This window comes from Priestia sp. 40, from assembly GCF_049368575.1.
Taxonomy (GTDB): domain Bacteria; phylum Bacillota; class Bacilli; order Bacillales; family Bacillaceae_H; genus Priestia; species Priestia zanthoxyli.
The window spans coordinates 638,940-655,995 of record NZ_JBMPZA010000015.1 but is presented as its reverse complement, the minus strand read 5'-3'; the positions used below and the strand labels follow the sequence as shown (position 1 = coordinate 655,995).

The 17,056-nt window shown below is 38.1% G+C and carries 17 protein-coding genes; 15 read left to right on the top strand and 2 right to left on the bottom strand.

Annotation, left to right across the window (positions count from 1 at the left end; genetic code table 11):
- Nucleotides 1-38 precede the first annotated feature (38 nt).
- The 7 genes from ACO1DI_RS18230 (at nucleotide 39) to ACO1DI_RS18200 (ending at nucleotide 7,251) form a co-directional block, all read left to right on the top strand.
- The gene (locus ACO1DI_RS18230) at nucleotides 39-230 is read left to right on the top strand and encodes a hypothetical protein (protein WP_014461922.1); all 192 of its coding nucleotides are present in this window, start codon (nucleotides 39-41) and stop codon (nucleotides 228-230) included.
- 40 nt (nucleotides 231-270) lie between these two features.
- On the top strand, nucleotides 271-1,086 hold the full coding sequence (locus ACO1DI_RS18225) for a YitT family protein (RefSeq protein ID WP_013055060.1): 816 nt from the start codon (nucleotides 271-273) through the stop codon (nucleotides 1,084-1,086).
- A gap of 195 nt (nucleotides 1,087-1,281) precedes the next feature.
- Complete coding sequence (locus ACO1DI_RS18220) at nucleotides 1,282-4,020, top strand: GTPase domain-containing protein (protein ID WP_014461921.1); 2,739 nt, start codon at nucleotides 1,282-1,284, stop codon at nucleotides 4,018-4,020.
- A gap of 13 nt (nucleotides 4,021-4,033) precedes the next feature.
- The gene (locus ACO1DI_RS18215; RefSeq protein WP_013055062.1) at nucleotides 4,034-4,264 is read left to right on the top strand and encodes a helix-turn-helix domain-containing protein; all 231 of its coding nucleotides are present in this window, start codon (nucleotides 4,034-4,036) and stop codon (nucleotides 4,262-4,264) included.
- Nucleotides 4,254-4,403: a hypothetical protein gene (locus ACO1DI_RS18210; RefSeq protein ID WP_158307789.1), complete on the top strand. Its 150-nt coding sequence runs from the start codon at nucleotides 4,254-4,256 to the stop codon at nucleotides 4,401-4,403. Before ACO1DI_RS18215 ends, ACO1DI_RS18210 begins: the two co-directional genes overlap by 11 nt.
- A 32-nt stretch (nucleotides 4,404-4,435) precedes the next feature.
- The gene (locus tag ACO1DI_RS18205) at nucleotides 4,436-5,422 is read left to right on the top strand and encodes a BMP family ABC transporter substrate-binding protein (protein WP_014461919.1); all 987 of its coding nucleotides are present in this window, start codon (nucleotides 4,436-4,438) and stop codon (nucleotides 5,420-5,422) included.
- Between the two features lie 23 nt (nucleotides 5,423-5,445).
- Nucleotides 5,446-7,251 (top strand): sensor histidine kinase, encoded by a 1,806-nt coding sequence (locus tag ACO1DI_RS18200; RefSeq protein ID WP_042992372.1) that lies wholly within the window; start codon nucleotides 5,446-5,448, stop codon nucleotides 7,249-7,251.
- A 27-nt stretch (nucleotides 7,252-7,278) separates the two neighbouring features.
- Here ACO1DI_RS18200 and map read toward each other — a convergent pair whose 3' ends face one another.
- Nucleotides 7,279-8,025 (bottom strand): type I methionyl aminopeptidase, encoded by a 747-nt coding sequence (map, locus tag ACO1DI_RS18195; RefSeq protein ID WP_014461917.1) that lies wholly within the window; start codon nucleotides 8,023-8,025, stop codon nucleotides 7,279-7,281.
- 333 nt (nucleotides 8,026-8,358) lie between these two features.
- Between map and ACO1DI_RS18190 the strand changes: the two genes are divergently transcribed.
- From ACO1DI_RS18190 to ACO1DI_RS18175, 4 genes are all read left to right on the top strand, one after another.
- Entirely contained in the window at nucleotides 8,359-9,423 is a 1,065-nt protein-coding gene (locus ACO1DI_RS18190; protein WP_140451836.1) for a lactonase family protein, read from the top strand.
- Between the two features lie 252 nt (nucleotides 9,424-9,675).
- Entirely contained in the window at nucleotides 9,676-10,689 is a 1,014-nt protein-coding gene (locus ACO1DI_RS18185) for a nitronate monooxygenase (protein WP_423145520.1), read from the top strand.
- A 63-nt stretch (nucleotides 10,690-10,752) separates the two neighbouring features.
- Nucleotides 10,753-11,574 carry a MerR family transcriptional regulator gene (locus ACO1DI_RS18180; RefSeq protein ID WP_014461914.1) on the top strand — a complete coding sequence of 274 codons (822 nt, stop codon included), beginning with the start codon at nucleotides 10,753-10,755 and terminating at the stop codon, nucleotides 11,572-11,574.
- Between the two features lie 67 nt (nucleotides 11,575-11,641).
- Complete coding sequence (locus ACO1DI_RS18175) at nucleotides 11,642-12,862, top strand: multidrug effflux MFS transporter (RefSeq protein WP_014461913.1); 1,221 nt, start codon at nucleotides 11,642-11,644, stop codon at nucleotides 12,860-12,862.
- A 40-nt stretch (nucleotides 12,863-12,902) separates the two neighbouring features.
- Here ACO1DI_RS18175 and ACO1DI_RS18170 read toward each other — a convergent pair whose 3' ends face one another.
- Entirely contained in the window at nucleotides 12,903-13,556 is a 654-nt protein-coding gene (locus tag ACO1DI_RS18170; RefSeq protein WP_115652937.1) for a hypothetical protein, read from the bottom strand.
- Between the two features lie 214 nt (nucleotides 13,557-13,770).
- On the opposite strand from ACO1DI_RS18170, the gene ACO1DI_RS18165 reads away from it, so the two are divergent.
- The 4 genes from ACO1DI_RS18165 (at nucleotide 13,771) to ACO1DI_RS18150 (ending at nucleotide 17,047) form a co-directional block, all read left to right on the top strand.
- On the top strand, nucleotides 13,771-14,292 hold the full coding sequence (locus ACO1DI_RS18165) for a M15 family metallopeptidase (RefSeq protein ID WP_014461911.1): 522 nt from the start codon (nucleotides 13,771-13,773) through the stop codon (nucleotides 14,290-14,292).
- Nucleotides 14,293-14,768: 476 nt separating this feature from the next.
- Nucleotides 14,769-15,497, top strand: coding sequence for an amino acid ABC transporter ATP-binding protein (locus ACO1DI_RS18160; RefSeq protein ID WP_423145519.1), 729 nt, complete (start codon nucleotides 14,769-14,771; stop codon nucleotides 15,495-15,497).
- 21 nt (nucleotides 15,498-15,518) lie between these two features.
- Entirely contained in the window at nucleotides 15,519-16,334 is an 816-nt protein-coding gene (locus ACO1DI_RS18155; protein ID WP_042992369.1) for a transporter substrate-binding domain-containing protein, read from the top strand.
- 74 nt (nucleotides 16,335-16,408) lie between these two features.
- Entirely contained in the window at nucleotides 16,409-17,047 is a 639-nt protein-coding gene (locus ACO1DI_RS18150) for an amino acid ABC transporter permease (protein WP_013055074.1), read from the top strand.
- The last annotated feature ends 9 nt before the right edge of the window (nucleotides 17,048-17,056 follow it).

Here is a 17,056-nt window from a genome sequence, read left to right as displayed (position 1 = left end):
CAAAGCTGCTATCTTAGTAAAGAAAGCAGCTTTTTATTTTGAATAAGCAAGAAAAAGACAAAGTTAGAGTGGCTCATACAAAAAAGCAGATAAAGCTCAATATAAAAGCACTAATTGCCGTTATGTCCGTTTTATTTTGCCATTTGTCCACCCCACCAACACAGCAAATTTCTGAATATACTTTTTTTAAGGTTTTCAATATTTTAGGAATTATAATGAAGAAGCAATAAATGAAAACATTATATTTGTGGTAAGAGGTGAAGGGACATCATGTATAGAGCAATTGCTATTATAGCAGGTTCTGTGTTAATTGGATTTGCATACAATTGGTTTTTAATCCCCCATAAAGTGCTAAGCAGCGGCATTAGCGGTATTGCTATGATTATAGGAATTTTAACGCCTGCAAGCACGGGAACAATGAATTTTTTGTTAAATTTACCCCTTTTAATTATTGGTTTTATGAAGTTAGGAAAGCGGTTTGTTTTACATACCCTGCTGTCCGTTGTGGCTTTATCAATTGCTTTATACGTGATTCCCTTGAGAGCTGTTAGTACAGATCCTATTCTGTCAGCTGTTTTTGGAGGAGTTTTAACTGGAATTGGCGTAGGATTTGTTTTTCGTCAGTCGGCTTCGACAGGTGGGTTTGATATCATTGCGATGCTTCTTACGCATAAAAAAGAATTTCCGCTTGGCGCTATATTATCAGCGATGAATGCCGTGGTCGTATTTGTTTCAGGTTTTTTTGTGAACTGGGACGCGGCTTTATATACGATGCTTTCGATTTTCGTCACAGGAAAAGTAGTGGATGCGATTCATACTCGCCACATTAAGCTCACGTTAACCATTATTACGAGAAAAGGCGAAGAAATGAAGCAGCAGCTTCTTACGAATTTGGTGCGCGGCGTGACGTTAATGAACGGTGAAGGAGCTTATTCAAGAGAAGACCGTAAAATATTAATGACGGTGATTTCACGCTATGAGCTTGCAAACCTCAAGCAGTTAATTCAATCGGTTGATCCTGAAGCTTTCGTAAATATTACGGAAACGGTAGAAGTAATGGGGCTGTTTCGACGGGATGCCTATTAATCTATTTGTTATTTCAGCACCGATTTATGATAAATAGCCATTTTTATAGTATAAAAGTTATAAAAAAAGCCTTAAGAGTAGTTCTTGAGGCTTTTTTTGCGTAAAATATGAGTAAGAAAATATCGTGTATGAAAAGTATAAAAAAGGGAATTTGATAGAGTACATAAAATATTGACATCAAAAAGGAGAGACTATATGACGGTAGAATATCAGTTAACGAAAAAGAAATATTACGAAACGTTTATGCAAGAAAATGAAAATCAGCCGCCTGTAAAAGTCCTTGGACAAGCTTATTACGAAGAGCAGCAAAAAGAGTGGTACGACTTATCGCTCATTCGCTTAGCTCAGGGAGAAGTGTACTTCCACAACCAAGATTTTGAATCTGCGATTTTTAAGTGGGAGAATGTAAATGGCGAGTTTAAGCTGTGGGCGAAGAAAAATACAGCCGACGCGCATTATGAATTGGGGTTGTCTACGCTCGCTGAAGAGCTTTACTTATCCATCGAAACGGATTCAAAAGTATTAAAAGCTGAAATAGCGCTAAAGCTGTTTTCGCTTTATACGGACCATAACAATATTGAACGAGCTTATGAAGTCATTAACGAGCTGGTTGCTTCTCAGCCGGATTATCCAAACGTCACGGCGATTGCACGCAGATTTTATGAAGAGCAAGAAGACTTTAACAGCGCAGTGGAGCTTGCGGTAGATGAGTGTATTCGAACGGAATCGTTAAATTGGTTTGCGGTATTAAAGACTTACGTAGATAAAGGATATACAGCAAACTTTATCCCTAACTATTTTTATCAAGTAATGATTTCATTTTATAAAGTAGACCAAGTATATTTCAAACAGCTTGTTTCAGCTTTATGGAAACAATATAAGAGTCAGCCTCCTTATCTTGCTTGGATTAAAACTATCAATGATATTTTCTTAAATATTGAAGTGGGCCTCTATGATTATTGGCAAGAGATTTCAACTCTTTATCAAGAGACGTATACCGACTTAATGGAAAGTGATCATTCTGTAAAGGAATTGCATGAAGTCATTCCGAACGTATTAACAAACTGGCTTAAAATTACCAATAAGTCACGTGCGTTATTTCCGTCTGCGGCCGTACTTTCATGGAATGAAAAGTTTCCGTCAACTATTGATACCATTACAATCGAAAATGCGGGCAGATTAATTTTTGAGGCGCGTAACGACATTGATGGTCTTGAATATCACTACAAGCTTTGCCATGGCATTATTAAATGGGCTAATGAAAATGGTTTAGAAGTGGGGCACACCTTTAAATGGTGGGTAGATTTTTTATTAGATGCTCATACGACACACTTATTAATTACAGGAACAAATGCTGCAACGTCTTCATTTGTGGGATCGATTACAGAAGAAAAGGTACCGCAAAATCACGAAACAACCTTTGTGTTCATTCATGATGAGGAAGAATCCATCCAGCAAATCGCTGATCAAGAAATCATTCCGATGGAAACGATTGACGGAGCGGAGCAATCTCCTCATCAGGCGCTTGTAGAAGTGAAAAAACCTTTTGCATTCCTTGATAAGCATAATTGTTCATGCATTGTTACGCCAAGTTTTACAGAACAAGAGGCGCGTGAGCAGGATGCATTTAAATATGCTCCTTTAGCAGATGGTTTACTGTTTGTGCTTGATGCAAAAGAATCGCTGCTTGATGAAGAAAGAGAATTATTGCTGGAGATTAAAGAGCATGCGCCAAATACGCCAGTTCATTTTGTCATCAACAATATGGACAGTCTTTATAATCAAGCAACGATTGAGCGAATTACAAAAGAATTTGAGGCAAGCATTGGAGCTGATTTCCCTCAGGCGCATGTATTAGCCTATACGCCTCACTACGTATCGAGTCAGCATCACGGAGACTTGGCTCAGTTTATTAAAGCTAATTTCTATTACGATCCAAACGACGTTGGAGTAGAAGAGCGTGCGCGCAGACTGCTGTTCTTCATTCAAAGCATGCTAAAGAGCTTAGTGGAGAAGAGAAATCAAACAGAAAATCATTTGATTGAAAGCATTAAATGGAACGAAGATATGCTTGTGCGATTAAATGGCTTCTTGCATCGAGTGGATGACTTAGAACAAGAAAAAGCGAGTAGTATTGTTTCAGCTTATCACGGCATCAAAGAGGATATTAGCAAAAAGTTAAAAAATAAAATTCCTCGTTTACTCAAAAAGTCTTCAGAATTAGTGAAGGAAGACAGTGATTTTAGTACGGTTCATATTGAGCTGAATAAACAAATGAATATGCGCGTGGAAGAGCACTTGCAGCAAGATGTCCTACCTAAGTTCCGCATTTCTTTAAAGGACTGGATTGCTACATCAAATGAAGAGCTGATTGCGAGTCAAGTAGATATTGAAGAAGTAGCAGAGTCATTAAATAAGATGTACAATGAGCAAAAATTAACGTTAGCCTGCGATTTTAAAGTGCTGGACGACTGGCGCCGCGACGTTAATCGTATGGCTAATCGGGTTCAGCTGGATGAAGAAAATATTTTACTTCGCGTTAATCCAACGCAGCTCTTGTTAAAAGGAGCAGGAAAGCTGTTTTCTTCCATTCTTCAAAACCAAACGCTGCTTTATAATCAATATAAAAAGTACATTGAAAGTCAAGACTATCAAGATATCACAGAATCTATGCTGGCAAAGTTTTTTATGCAGTTTAATTTATTTGAGAAAAATTTAGAAGTTGATATTGAACTATTCTTTGAAAAGCCAAAAGAGGTTTTAAAAGAAACGATTGAAGAAACACAGGCGCATATTAATGAAAATCAAGACGTGTTAAGTCATATGAAAGCCAATCCTGAAGCTTACTATGATCCGTTAACATTATTCCAGCTTCGCTTGCGTCAGTATGAGTTAATGGTTAAAGCTACAGAAGAAGTACACTATAACGTCTAAAAGGTGGAGCAGGATGTATTTAACGATAAAAGAAGCAGCAGAGTATCTATCTTTTCCTGAAGAATATGTACAGAAATTGATTCAAGAAGGAAAAGTACGGGCTATATTTGATGGTGAAAACTACTTATTAAATAAAGAGCAGTTTAACACCCATTTAGAGCAAATGGAAAAGTACAAAAAACAAATTGAAGAATACCTAAATGAGCCAATCCCTGAAGATATGGACGTAAAAGATGAAGATTGAAGGCAGAAGCAGAAAACAAATGTTTTCTGCTTTTTCTTTTGGTGTGAAAGTGTTAAAAAAGGTAAGATATGAAAGAAATGTCGAAAAAAGTTGGAATTTCTTTAAAGATGTAGTCTTTTTAGATGCTTTTTTTATATAATGAAAGTATGCTAAACAAAAAGGAGAAGGTCTATGCAACGATCAAGACAGTTAAGGCTGATTTTATTGCTTGCCCTGATTGTTATCGCTTCGTTTTTAATTATTATTATTTCGAAAACACAAGGGATTATAAGTCAGCAAACGACAAAAAAAGTAGAAAACACAAGCGTTGCAATTCTCACCTCTGATGTACTGACGGATCAAAGCTGGGGCAGTCTAGCTTATAAAGGAAAAATCAACATCGAGCAGCAGTATCCTGTTTCAGCTCAAGTTATTAGCGAAGTAAATACGAACCAAAAAATGAAGGAAGCAGCTGAAAAAGTTATTAAAAATGGAACAAAAGTCGTAATTGGACATGGAAGAGAATTTTCTACCGTTTTTACAGAACTTGCTCCTAAGTATCCTCATGTTCATTTCGTCACCATTCACGGTACTTCAACTTATAAAAACCAAACGGTATATACATTTGATCAAACAAAAATAGAGTATCTGGCAGGTACGGCAGCTGCCATGAAGACAAAAACGAAAAAAATTGGATTAATTGATGCATTTGAAGCGCGCGAAAAAAATCCAGGGTTTGAAAAAGGCATAAAAGCGTCTGATTCCTCAATTGCTTTTTATTATCGAGTTGCAAACAGCCGAGACGATGGAGTAAAAGCAGTAAAGCTGCTCCGTGAGTTAAAAGATGAAGGCGTCGATATCGTCTATGCTAAAGGAAATTCATATAATCAAGAAGTTATTCAAGAAGCGAAAGTACAAGGAATGTACGTAATAGGATATTTAGATGATCAGGCGTACATGGGTAGGTCTGTTATTTTAACCAGTGTGATCAATGATGTTCCTCAAGCTTACAACGTGATTATGAAAGACTATTTTAGTAAAACAGGTCTTCCAACTGGAGAAGTTAAACTTGACGCCAGGGACGGTGTTTATAAACTAGCGCCTTTTGGACCGATGTACAGTAAAGGGGAAAAACAAATTTTATATTCGAAAGTTAGAATGTCTACTCAGCCGAAGTAACTATGAAAAAGAAAGAGATGATTATGAATCAATTATTTCGCAACATGTCGTTCCGTAGCCAAATATTAACGATTCTTCTTTTGATTACATTCATGTTAAGCGGGTTCTCTTTAGTTTTAGTTCATGCCGTTGATAAAATGAATCATGTAAGCAACGAAATTAAAGATGAAGATGTTCCTCAAATGGTGTGGCTTTCTTATTGGGAAGAGCAGCTGAACATAAAAGAATACATTGTGAAAAATAATCTAAAGAACCCCACTGTCTCTTTGATAGAAGAATATCAATCATATGATACACGAGTTATCGAAAATAATGAAAGATATAAGCAGCCTGTGCCAAAATCGTTGATTCCACTGAAGGAAAAAATTGAGCTGCTGGATTTTAAGATTTCTAATAACGTACAAGGACTGCTGAAGTATGGAGATATAGAGGGAGCAAAAGAGTATCTTAAGGAAAATTATTTGCCGGATTTGCATCAGATAAAAAAAGATATTAATAGTTCAAAAGAAGAGACGGTTGATTCACTTGATATACTATCAGATACACTGTCTGTCATTATTAAAGATTCATTAATTTTACTATTAATTTTAACAGTAAGTGCTATTGTGGCTTCTCTTTATGTCTCTTATCGCATGAGTGCGAGCCTTACGAAACCAATTGAACAAATGATTGAAAAGGTGAATGACATTGCAGACGGAGAATACGGTCTTGTTCTTCAAGACACAAAGCAAATTGAGCTGAAGCAGCTTTCGGCTTCTATTAATCAAATGTCGGTTAGTTTAGAAGATTCATTTTGGAAAATCATTAAAGATAAAGCGTATCGTCAGCAGATCTTAAATTCACTGCCTGTTGGAATTATTACAATGGAAGATGAGACAAATAGTATATTTGCCAATACCTCAGCAAAGCAGTTTTTAGATCTCGATGAAAAGGATATTTGCGAGTATATGGAGGAATGTCCTGAATATAATACTGAATTTTGGAGCATGTTGAATTCGGGAGAAATTCATGAAAATAAAAAAGTGTTATTTGGAACGAAAGAGGCTTGCTATTGCTTCTTAGTTTCTCAAACGCAGCTGTTTAATGAACAGAACGAAAGCATCGGAAGAATTTTTTATTTCATTGATATATCAGATACGGAGGAATTAGAAAAGCGAATGCATCAGTCTGAGAAGCTTGCCATTGTTGGAGAAGTTGCAGCTGGAGCCGCTCATGAGATTCGTAATCCGCTTGCCGTAATTCACGGGTTTATATCTCTGATGAATCAGTCTCTTTCCGATGAAGAGAAAGAGCGTTTTTATCTGCCGCTGCTTATGAAAGAGCTAGAGAGGATTAATTACATCATTGAAGAAATGCTGTTGTTATCAAAACCAGGAACTCCAGTGATGAGAAAAGTCAGCATGCAGGATATTATTGATGAGCTATTGCCTTTGATTACTCGCTCAAGCAAATTCACAGAAAAAGATAAGCTTATCTTTGATGTGAAACTGCAGCCGTATATATTAAAGGTAGATGAAAAACAAATCAAACAAGTTCTTCATAATTTAATTCGAAACAGTATGGAAGCCATGGATGGAGAAGGAGTGATTACAATCTACTCGCAGATCCATGAAGATAGGTATTGTCTATATATTGAGGATACAGGAAAGGGAATCCCTGTACATATGCGGCAGTCGCTATACCAGCCGTTTTCCACTTCAAAAGATAGTGGAACAGGTCTTGGTCTGCCAATTGCTCAGCGTATTCTAGAAAGTCACGGAGGACAAATCAAGTTATTATCTACTTCTTCCCGCGGCACAGTTTTTGTTATTAAATTTCCTCTACATTAAGAAAACAGCCTCAAAAGGGCTGTTTTTTTAATGTGCTGTTAAAATAAGAGGACCGTTTTTCGTAATCGCAAGTGTATGTTCAAATTGCGCAGATAACTTACCGTCTGTTGTACGAGCAGTCCAGCCGTTTTTGTCCATTTTAGAGTGCCATGTACCAGCGTTTACCATTGGCTCAATTGTAATAACCATTCCTTCTTTTAAACGTGTACCTTTGCCAGCTTTTCCATAGTGAAGAATGGTAGGCGCTTCGTGCATCGTATTTCCAATTCCGTGCCCTGTAAAGTCGCGTACTACAGAGAACTTTTCGCCTTCTACATAGCTTTGAATAGCGTGGCCAATGTCACCTGTGCGATTTCCTGGCTGTGCTTGCTCGATTCCTTTTAAAAGCGCTTCGTATGTAACATCTACTAGACGCTGTGCTTCGTCTGAAATGTCTCCAACGGTGTGAGTCCATGCGGAATCCGCTAAGCCTCCGTTTAAATTTACAACCATATCAATGGTTACAATATCACCGTCTTTTAACGGTTTAGTTGTTGGAAAACCATGGCAAATTTCATCATTTAAAGAAGCGCACGTTGCATATTGATATCCTTTGTATCCTTTTTGTTCCGGCGTTGCTCCGTGCTGTGCTAAGTACTCTTCAACAAATTTATCAATTTGCATTGTTGTTATGCCTGGTTTGATCATTTTAGCGATTTCTTTATGACAAGAAGCTAATAATTTACCTGCTTCGTGCATTAAATTAATTTCGCGTTCACTTTTTAATGTGATCATTGTTGTTCACTCCTTTTTTGATGTAACTTTACGAAAAAAGTTGAGCAGCGGTTATAGCGATAAAAGTCGACTATTCATCAGTCGATTCTTCTTTATTTGAAAATCCAAGAAATACAGAAGCCGTCTGCTATGGGGCGATATAAAATCATCCTTAATCATAACGCCCAATGGTAGGAAAATGCAAGATGCAGGCTTAAAAAGGAAGGGTTTGACGATAGGCATGTAGGGAAAACTGATAAATGAACGTTGAATTGGAGCATTCTCTATAACAAATGCGGTATGATATAGTAAAATAAATGAAACGAAACAATTCTTTAGGAGGGGTATAGGAAAATGAGTGAACATGGAAAATTTATTGGATTTGCAGGTACATATACAAAAGCAGGCAGTGAAGGTGTCTATACATTTACGTTAGATACGAAGGCTAAAAAGATTGTAGAAGTAAAAGCCGTGGCTAAAATTGAAAACCCTACATACTTAAATGCAAGCAAAGACAACGAACATCTTTATACAGTTATTAAAGAAGGAGAAAAAGGCGGAGTAGCTGCTTTTAAGGTTGATCCAAACACGGGTCAACTAAAGTTTGTAAACAAACAGCTGCTAGACGGCGCGCCTCCTTGCTATGTTTCAGTGAATGAAGATAATACGCTTGTTTTATCTGCTAACTTTCATAAAGGGAGCGTTGAGACGTATTCTGTTAATGAAGAAACAGGGGAAATTGAATATGTAGCATCCGTAGTGGAACATCCTCATTCAGATCTCAAAAAAGGACAAAAAGGAAAACCACACGTACACTATGCCGATTTTACTCCTGGAGAAAAGCACGTGGCCGTTGTGGACTTAGGTATTGATGAAATCGTGACATATGAAGTGGAAGAGAATAAATTGAAGGAAGTCAACAGCCTTTCTACATCTGTTGGTTCTGGCCCTAGACATTTAACGTTCCATCCAAATGGCCGCTATGCGTATGCAATGACAGAATTCAGCTCTGAAGTTTTATTTTTAACTTATGACGAAGGCAAAGGAAGCTTTACTCAACAACAAGCTACTTTAGCGATCCCGGCTGATTTTACAGAAAATAATCAAGGGAGTGCGATCCACATTTCTTCAGATGGTCGCTTTGTCTATGCAGGAAACCGCGGACATAACTCGATTGCAACATTCAAAGTAGATCAGGATTCTGGACAGTTAACGTTCGTAGAATGGACAGGCACTGAAGGCGATTGGCCGCGCGATTTTGTTTTGGATCCAACGGAACAATTTATTGTAGCGTCTAATCAAGAAACAGGAAACTTGGTACTGTTTGAAAGAGACCAAGAAAGTGGAAAGCTAACGCTTCTTCAATCTAACGTTACGGTTCCAGAAGCTGTGTGCGTAAAGTTCCTCCACTATAAGTAAACGATGTAGAAAGCAAGACCTGATCAAAGAACAATCAGGTCTCGCTTTCAAACCTAAGCGGCTGTCACTCCCCTTGCAGGGTTAGTGCCATCCGCATAGGTGAACCTTTGAGGTAATAGTCAGGTAGTGGGCGTTCCTTAGCATTATTTATAACCTATCTATATATGGAAGAAAAGCCCTTTTGGAGGGCTTTTTTTTTCTGGGGTTGTAGTAGAATGAAGAGAGAACGCATGAAAGGGCGAGGTGAGAAGTGTGGAAGGTATATGTACATATCCAATTGTACAAGCTCCCATGGCAGGAGGAGTTTCGACGCCTAAATTAGCTGCCGCTGTATCTAATAGCGGAGGGCTAGGTTTTTTAGCTGCGGGATATAAAAGTGCGCGTGAATTGGAGCAGGAAATTATAGAGATGCACTCACTTACGAAAAAACCTTTTGGAGTGAATCTGTTTGTTCCCACAAATGAAAAAGTAGCAGTTGAAGCGCTTGATTGTTATCAAAAAGAACTGTTAAAAGCAGCTGAATATTTGGAGTGTGAAGTTGGTATACCAAAGAATGATGATGATGAATGGAGTGCCAAGCTGGACATCATTCAAAAACATCGAGTACCTGCTGTGAGCTTTACGTTTGGGTGCCCGGATCGAGAGATTGTAGCAAGTTTAAAAGGAATTGGAAGCCGTGTTTTCGTTACGATTACAACACCTCAAGAAGCCGAAGTGGCTTTGAGAGCAGGAGCGGATGCGCTATGTTTGCAAGGAATTGAAGCCGGCGGCCACCGGTCTACTTTTTTAGAGGGTTCGGTGGACTATCAGCTTATGCATTTGCTAAAAGAAGTTCGTCTAATCACTAAAAGGCCGTTGATTGCTGCGGGAGGGTTGATGAGGGGGTCTGACATTAAACACGTGTTACAAGAAGGAGCTTCTGCTGCACAGTTAGGTACAGCTTTTATTTGTTGTCCAGAAAGCGGAGCGAGTGCTCTTCATAAAGAAAGCATTCTTCAAAAGCGTTTTAATGAAACAGGTGTCACACGAGCTTTTACAGGAAAACGTGCTAGAGGATTTGTGAATTCTTTTTTTACTTCCTATGATAAATTGGCACTATCCGCTTACCCTCATATTCATTATATGACAAAGCCTATTCGAACAAAAGCTACACAAATGAATAATCCAGAGTACACTTCTTTGTGGGCAGGAACCGGGTTTGCGATGGCAAAAAAACTGCCTGCGCATCTTATTGTGGAAGAGCTTATACAAGAACTAAATAAATGATGAGAATGATGGTGTTGCTTGCTGTGAGTGCGAGCAGCTTTACATAAAGAAGGTGAATTTATAGTGCAAAACAAATTTACAATTGGACAAATGGCCAGGCTGCACGATATTCCGATTAAAACACTCCGTTATTATGATGAAATTGGTCTATTTGAGCCTTACGAAGTTGATCAGCAAACCGGATATCGTTACTATACGTTAGAGCAATTTAAGAAATTAGATATCATTGTCTATCTAAAGCTGATGGGAGTTCCCTTAAAAGAAATTAAAAGGAAGATGGAGCATAGCAGCTTGGATGAATTTATTGAAACCTTAGCGGAATATCAGCAGGTAACAAAAGAAAAAATTCGTCACCTTCAAAGAGTGAATGTGCAGTTAACAACTCGAATGAAGGAATTAGAACAGACGAGACATATTAACCAAATAGGAGCCCCATTTATCAAATACCTTCCTTCTCGTGAAGTTGTTCAAGTAAAAGCAGAGGTAGGTACGTTAGACGGGACTGAAAGTGTTCTGCGTGATTTAAAAAAGAAAATCAGCCATATTACCCCGATTATGATTGGGAAAGTAGGGTTTATGCTATCGGTAGAAAACACGAAAAAACAACAATTTACAGATTACGATGGCATTTTTTTATTAGTCGAAAGCGATGTTTCTTTTAAGCATGAACTCGTTACGTTAATACCTGAAGGCGATTACGCATCTATTTATATGAGAGAAAAAAGAGATACCACAGGAGTCTATTACGATGCATTACTGAACTTTATTAAAGCGGAAGGATACAAAGCAGAAGGTCCTTTCTTAATTCGGCGGATTGTAGATTCATTTATTTCACATCATGAAGAAGAGCGGCTGACTGAAATTCAAATTCGAATTACGTCTTGACTATCCAGTAGCTGGAGGGTTTAAGATGAGACTATTGTAAAACTGCTGAAGGGAGAGACAACAATAGATGAATCAGCAAAGTATTTCCCAAGGAATGTCTTTAAGCCGAGGAAATCGCATTTTATTTATTTTAATTTTGGGTTCACTAAGCGCATTTGGACCGTTATCAATCGATATGTATTTGCCAGCGCTGCCGACGCTTGCGAAAGAACTGCATACTTCAGCTTCTTTAGCCCAGGTCAGTCTGACAGCTTGCTTATTGGGCTTAGCATTTGGGCAAGTGGTTATGGGGCCATTCAGTGATATTCGCGGAAGGAAAAAGCCGCTTGTAGCAGCATTAATCACCTATGCGGTTGCATCTATTTTATGCGTGTTTGCGCCTTCTATTTGGATTTTTATCGTTTTGCGATTTATTCAAGGAATGGCAGGAGCAGCAGGAATGGTTATTTCAAGAGCGAGCGTACGAGACTTGTTTTCGGGTTCGGATTTAACAAAGTTTTTCTCCATGCTTATGCTCGTAAATGGTTTAGCTCCTATTTTAGCTCCGGTTGCCGGTGGACAGCTGCTGACGGTTATGTCGTGGCGCGGAGTGTTTGGTGTGTTAGCTGTAATTGGTGCACTAATGTTTTTTGCTGTTTTATTTGGCTTAAAAGAAACGCTGCCGGTCGAACGCCGTAAAGAAGGCGGATTAACCGAAGTACTGCGTACATTTGGCGTATTGCTAAAAGACGGTGTCTTCGTGGGATATGCACTGGCGCAAGGTTTTATTATGAGTGCTATGTTTGCTTATATTTCAGGTTCGACTTTTGTTCTTCAAGACATTTACGGGCTGTCTCCGCAGATGTTCAGCTTTGTTTTTGCTATTAACGGTTTTGGTCTCATTATAGCTACTCAAGTGACAGGACGTTTAGCTGGGAAAGTAAAAGAAGCTACTCTTCTTATATATGGATTGCTTCAAGCAGCCGTTGGAAGCGTACTTTTAGTAGCGGTGATTGCTACTCACATGTCCGTTATTTTAGTCTGCATCTTGCTTTTCTTTGTGGTATCAAGCGTAGGAATTGTGAACACAACCGTTTTTTCACTTGCTATGCAAAATCAAGCTTCGAACGCGGGAAGTGCTTCAGCGCTTCTAGGATTGCTTCCGTTCTTGCTCGGAGCAGCCGTAGCTCCTCTTGTTGGACTTGGAGGAGGGCAAAATGCTCTGCCGATGGGCATTGTGATTATGGTTTGTGATTTATTAGCATTAGGTGTGTACATGACGTTAGTGAGAAGGAAAACTGCATCATAAAAAAGCTACTTGGCTTTCAACAGCCAAGTAGCTTTTTTAGTTATTGAGCTTTGTGCTCGTGCTTTTCAAAAGGCATTGTAACGCCAAGTTTTTGAATTTCTTTTTTTGCATTTTCTAAAATGCTTTCGGCTTTAGCTTTTGTTTCAGCATCTAACCCGCTTAGAAAATCTTTCTTTTTAGCAGGAAGTTGAACTCCAAGTTCTTTTAATTTGGCTTCAGCTTGTTCCTTAGTCAGCGTGCCGTTGCGAAGCTGATCCATAATAGCTTTGGCTTTTTTCTTAGTGGCAGCATCTAGATTGCTAAAAGGGCCGCCTTTATGTTCAGGAAAGTCTACGCCGAGTTCTTTTAATTTGGCTTCAGCTTGTTCCTTAGTTAGCGTGCCGTCGCGAAGTTGGTCCATAATAGCTTTGGCTTTTTTCTTCGTAGCAGCATCTAGATTGCTGAAGGGGCCTTCTTTGTGCTGAGGTAAGCTTACGCCGAGTTTCTGTAATTGTTCCTGTGCTTTTTTCATAATATCATCAACTTTTTGTTGTGTTGCATCATTCGTATTTGTTGTACTGCCATTTGTTCGCTCTACAACTGTTGAAGAGCTTGTTTCATCTTTGCTTGCTGCAAATGCTGTGGAGTTTGCAGCGGCCATAACTCCTAGTGTTAAACCGCTTGCCATGATATAACCGAATAGTTTCTTTTTCATGCTGTTGTCACTCCTTAAAAGTTATAGGGGTGTGGTACAGAGCTGTCCACAATTGTTAATGTAACCACCAATAGTGAAAAAATGGTGAAAATAGATAAAAAACGAAAAAATATAGACGTTTGTTGAACACTACAGCTCTTTTATTGGATAACAAAATGAAATTCGATATGATTTTATCTAAGTAATAGCATAAAAGAATGGAGATTTTATATAGATGAACGTTCTTAAAAAATTGGCAATAGCTTTGATAGTTGTGATAGCGGTAAGCCTGGTATTTTTGTTTCGCGATGAGTTAAAGCCAGGTCCAACGCTAGAAGATTTTTCAGGAGCAACTGAGTTGCATCCTGTCGTAGAAGAAAAGAAAAATAAACTTGTGCAACAAGCAAGTGACCAAGGAATCTCGATTGTAATTACGGAAGGTTTCCGTTCAAAAGAAGAACAAGATAGGCTGTATGCAAAAGGCAGAACGGAAGAAGGTAACATTGTTACCTACTCAAAGGGCGGCCAGTCTTATCATAACTATGGATTAGCTATTGATTTTGCTATTCAGTTAAAAGATGGACGAGTTATTTGGGATATGGAATATGACGGTAATAACAATAATCAATCTGATTGGATGGAAGTTGTAGACATCGCAAAAAATTTAGGGTTCGAATGGGGAGGAGACTGGCAAGGTTTTAAAGACTATCCGCATTTTCAAATGAGTCCGGAAAATATAACAAACCGCACACGCTAACAAAGCGTGTGTTTTTTGAGGAGTAATATAATTTCACTATATTTATGTCAGAACCTCTAACACGACTTGAGACTTGTAATTTCTTTTTTTATTAATTTATAGATATTGGATTTTTATATATTGATATAACAAAAATGCGGACAGGAAGTTAGTAAGAGGTAGGATTGTAGAGAACTGCTTCATAAAAACGAAAGACAATTCGTATAAAGATATGCGTTAACTAATATAATCTATTGATTAAGCTTATACAAGTACCTTCAGCCTAGCGAATGTATACTTACATATCGGCAGCTGCCGACAAAACCTTTTATTTTTCTAGCATATTTTATTTGAAGATAGTTCATTTTGATTACAAAAAAGAGATAATTTGTCAACTGTTGACTTTATTTTAAGGGTAAGAATATAATTTTTAACATATTTTAAAAATTTTAAAAATTTAAACATTTTTTGATTTTTTACAGATTAGGAGGGAGAAAATGATTGTTTTTGAGGGAGTGAATAAATATTACGGTGATTTTCACGTATTAAAAGATATCAATTTAACAATTAAAAAAGGTGAAGTGGTCGTTGTAATTGGCCCTTCGGGTTCTGGTAAAAGTACGATGCTGCGCTGCATAAATTATTTAGAAACAATATCTAATGGGCAGTTAACAGTAAATAATATATTGGTTGCAGATAAAAAAACAAATATTAATAAACTGCGCCGCAATATAGGTATGGTGTTTCAGCATTTTTATTTATATCCGCACAAAACGGTTTTAGAAAATATCACCTTAGCGCCTATGAAAATACTGGGACAGTCGTCAGAAGAAGCTAAGAAAACAGCTCTATACTATTTAGATAAAGTAGGAATCGGTGAAAAGGCTAACGCCTATCCATCCCAGCTTTCAGGCGGCCAGCAGCAGCGTGTAGCCATTGCGAGGGGACTTGCGATGAAACCAGAGATTATGCTTTTCGATGAGCCTACCTCTGCTCTTGATCCAGAAATGATCGGAGAAGTGCTAGATGTCATGAAAACATTGGCTAAAGAAGGAATGACCATGGTAGTTGTAACTCATGAAATGGGGTTTGCAAAAGAAGTAGCGGACCGCATTGTATTTATGGATCATGGAAAAATCTTAGAAGAGGCAACTCCGGCTGAGTTTTACGAAAACCCGCAAGAAGAAAGGGCACGTTTATTTCTTAGCCGTATTTTAAATCATTAATTGTTTAATAGGGGGAGTAACATGAAGAAATCAAAAACGTTTTTAAAGGCAGCTGTGCTTTCATTAGCAGCGGCTATGATGTTAGCAGCTTGCGGAGGGAAAAGTGAAGAAACGAGTGGATCCTCAGCTAAAAAAGATGCGCTCACTGAAATCAAAGACCGAGGGAAAATCGTCATTGGAGTTAAAAATGATACGCGTTTGTTTGGATTAAAAAATCCGAAGACGGGTGAAGTGGAAGGTTTTGATGTTGATATCTCTAAGCAGCTGGCTAAAGAGATTTTAGGAGATGAAAATAAGGTAGAATTTAAAGAAGTTACGTCCAAAACAAGGGTTCCTCTTCTTCAAAAAGGAGATATTGACGCTGTTGTTGCAACAATGACCATTACAGATGAGCGTAAAAAAGAAGTGGATTTTACGGATGTATATTTCCAAGCTGGCCAGTCTCTTCTTGTGAAAAAAGGCAGTAAAATTAAAAGCGTTGATGATTTGAAGAAAGGTACTAAAGTGTTGGCTGTTAAAGGATCAACTTCAGCTATTAATATTCGAGAAAAAGCACCAGAGACAACGGTATTAGAGTTTGAAAACTATGCAGAAGCATTTACAGCTTTAAAATCTAAGCAAGGAGATGCTTTAACAACTGACGATGCTATTCTTTATGGAATGGCTGATGAAGATTCTTCTTATGAATTAGTAGGAAAGCCGTTCACAGAAGAGCCTTATGGCATTGCTGTGAAAAAAGGAAACAAAGAGCTTGTAGATGCATTAAACGACGCGCTTAAAAAGATAAAAGACTCTGGAAAATATGATGAAATTCACGACAAGTGGATCAAACAATAAGCGTACAGTTTTCTTTTCTCAGGATGAGCAGCATTATGCTCATCCTGCTTGTTTAGTTGAAAGGAGGAAGAAAATTGTTGGATTTTTCAATTCTGACGAACAATATGGATCTTTATTTAGAAGGTTTTAAGTACACCATTATCGCCAGTCTGATCGCTTTAGTGGCCAGTTTTGTACTTGGTACGATCATTGCGGTAATGCGAATAGCCCCTCTCAAAATAGTAAATGTAATTGGTACGGTCTACGTAGAGTTCATTCGGAATATTCCCCTTGTGGTTATCGTCTTTTTTATTTTTATTGTGGCGGGAATCAGTGGTACAGCAGCCGGAGTGCTGGGACTCACTATTTATACGGCAGCTTTTATCGCCGAAGCTATACGAGCAGGAATTATGGCTGTTCCAAAAGGGCAGCTTGAAGCGGCGCGTTCATCTGGCCTTACGTACGGTCAGGCGATGAGATTCATTATATTGCCTCAAGCGATTAAAATCGTCATTCCTCCTCTAGGGAATCAATTTATTAATTTAGTAAAAAACTCATCCGTGTTAGGGATTGTTGCTGGTTTTGATTTAATGTATCAGGCGGATCTTGTTTCCTCTCAAACTTACGTAGTGTTTGATGTGTATATTTTTGTGGCTCTGTTCTATTTAGTTCTAACCATTCCGTTGAGCTTAGGAGTTGGTTATCTTGAGAAACGTCTTGGTAAAACAAGCTGAAAGGAGTGA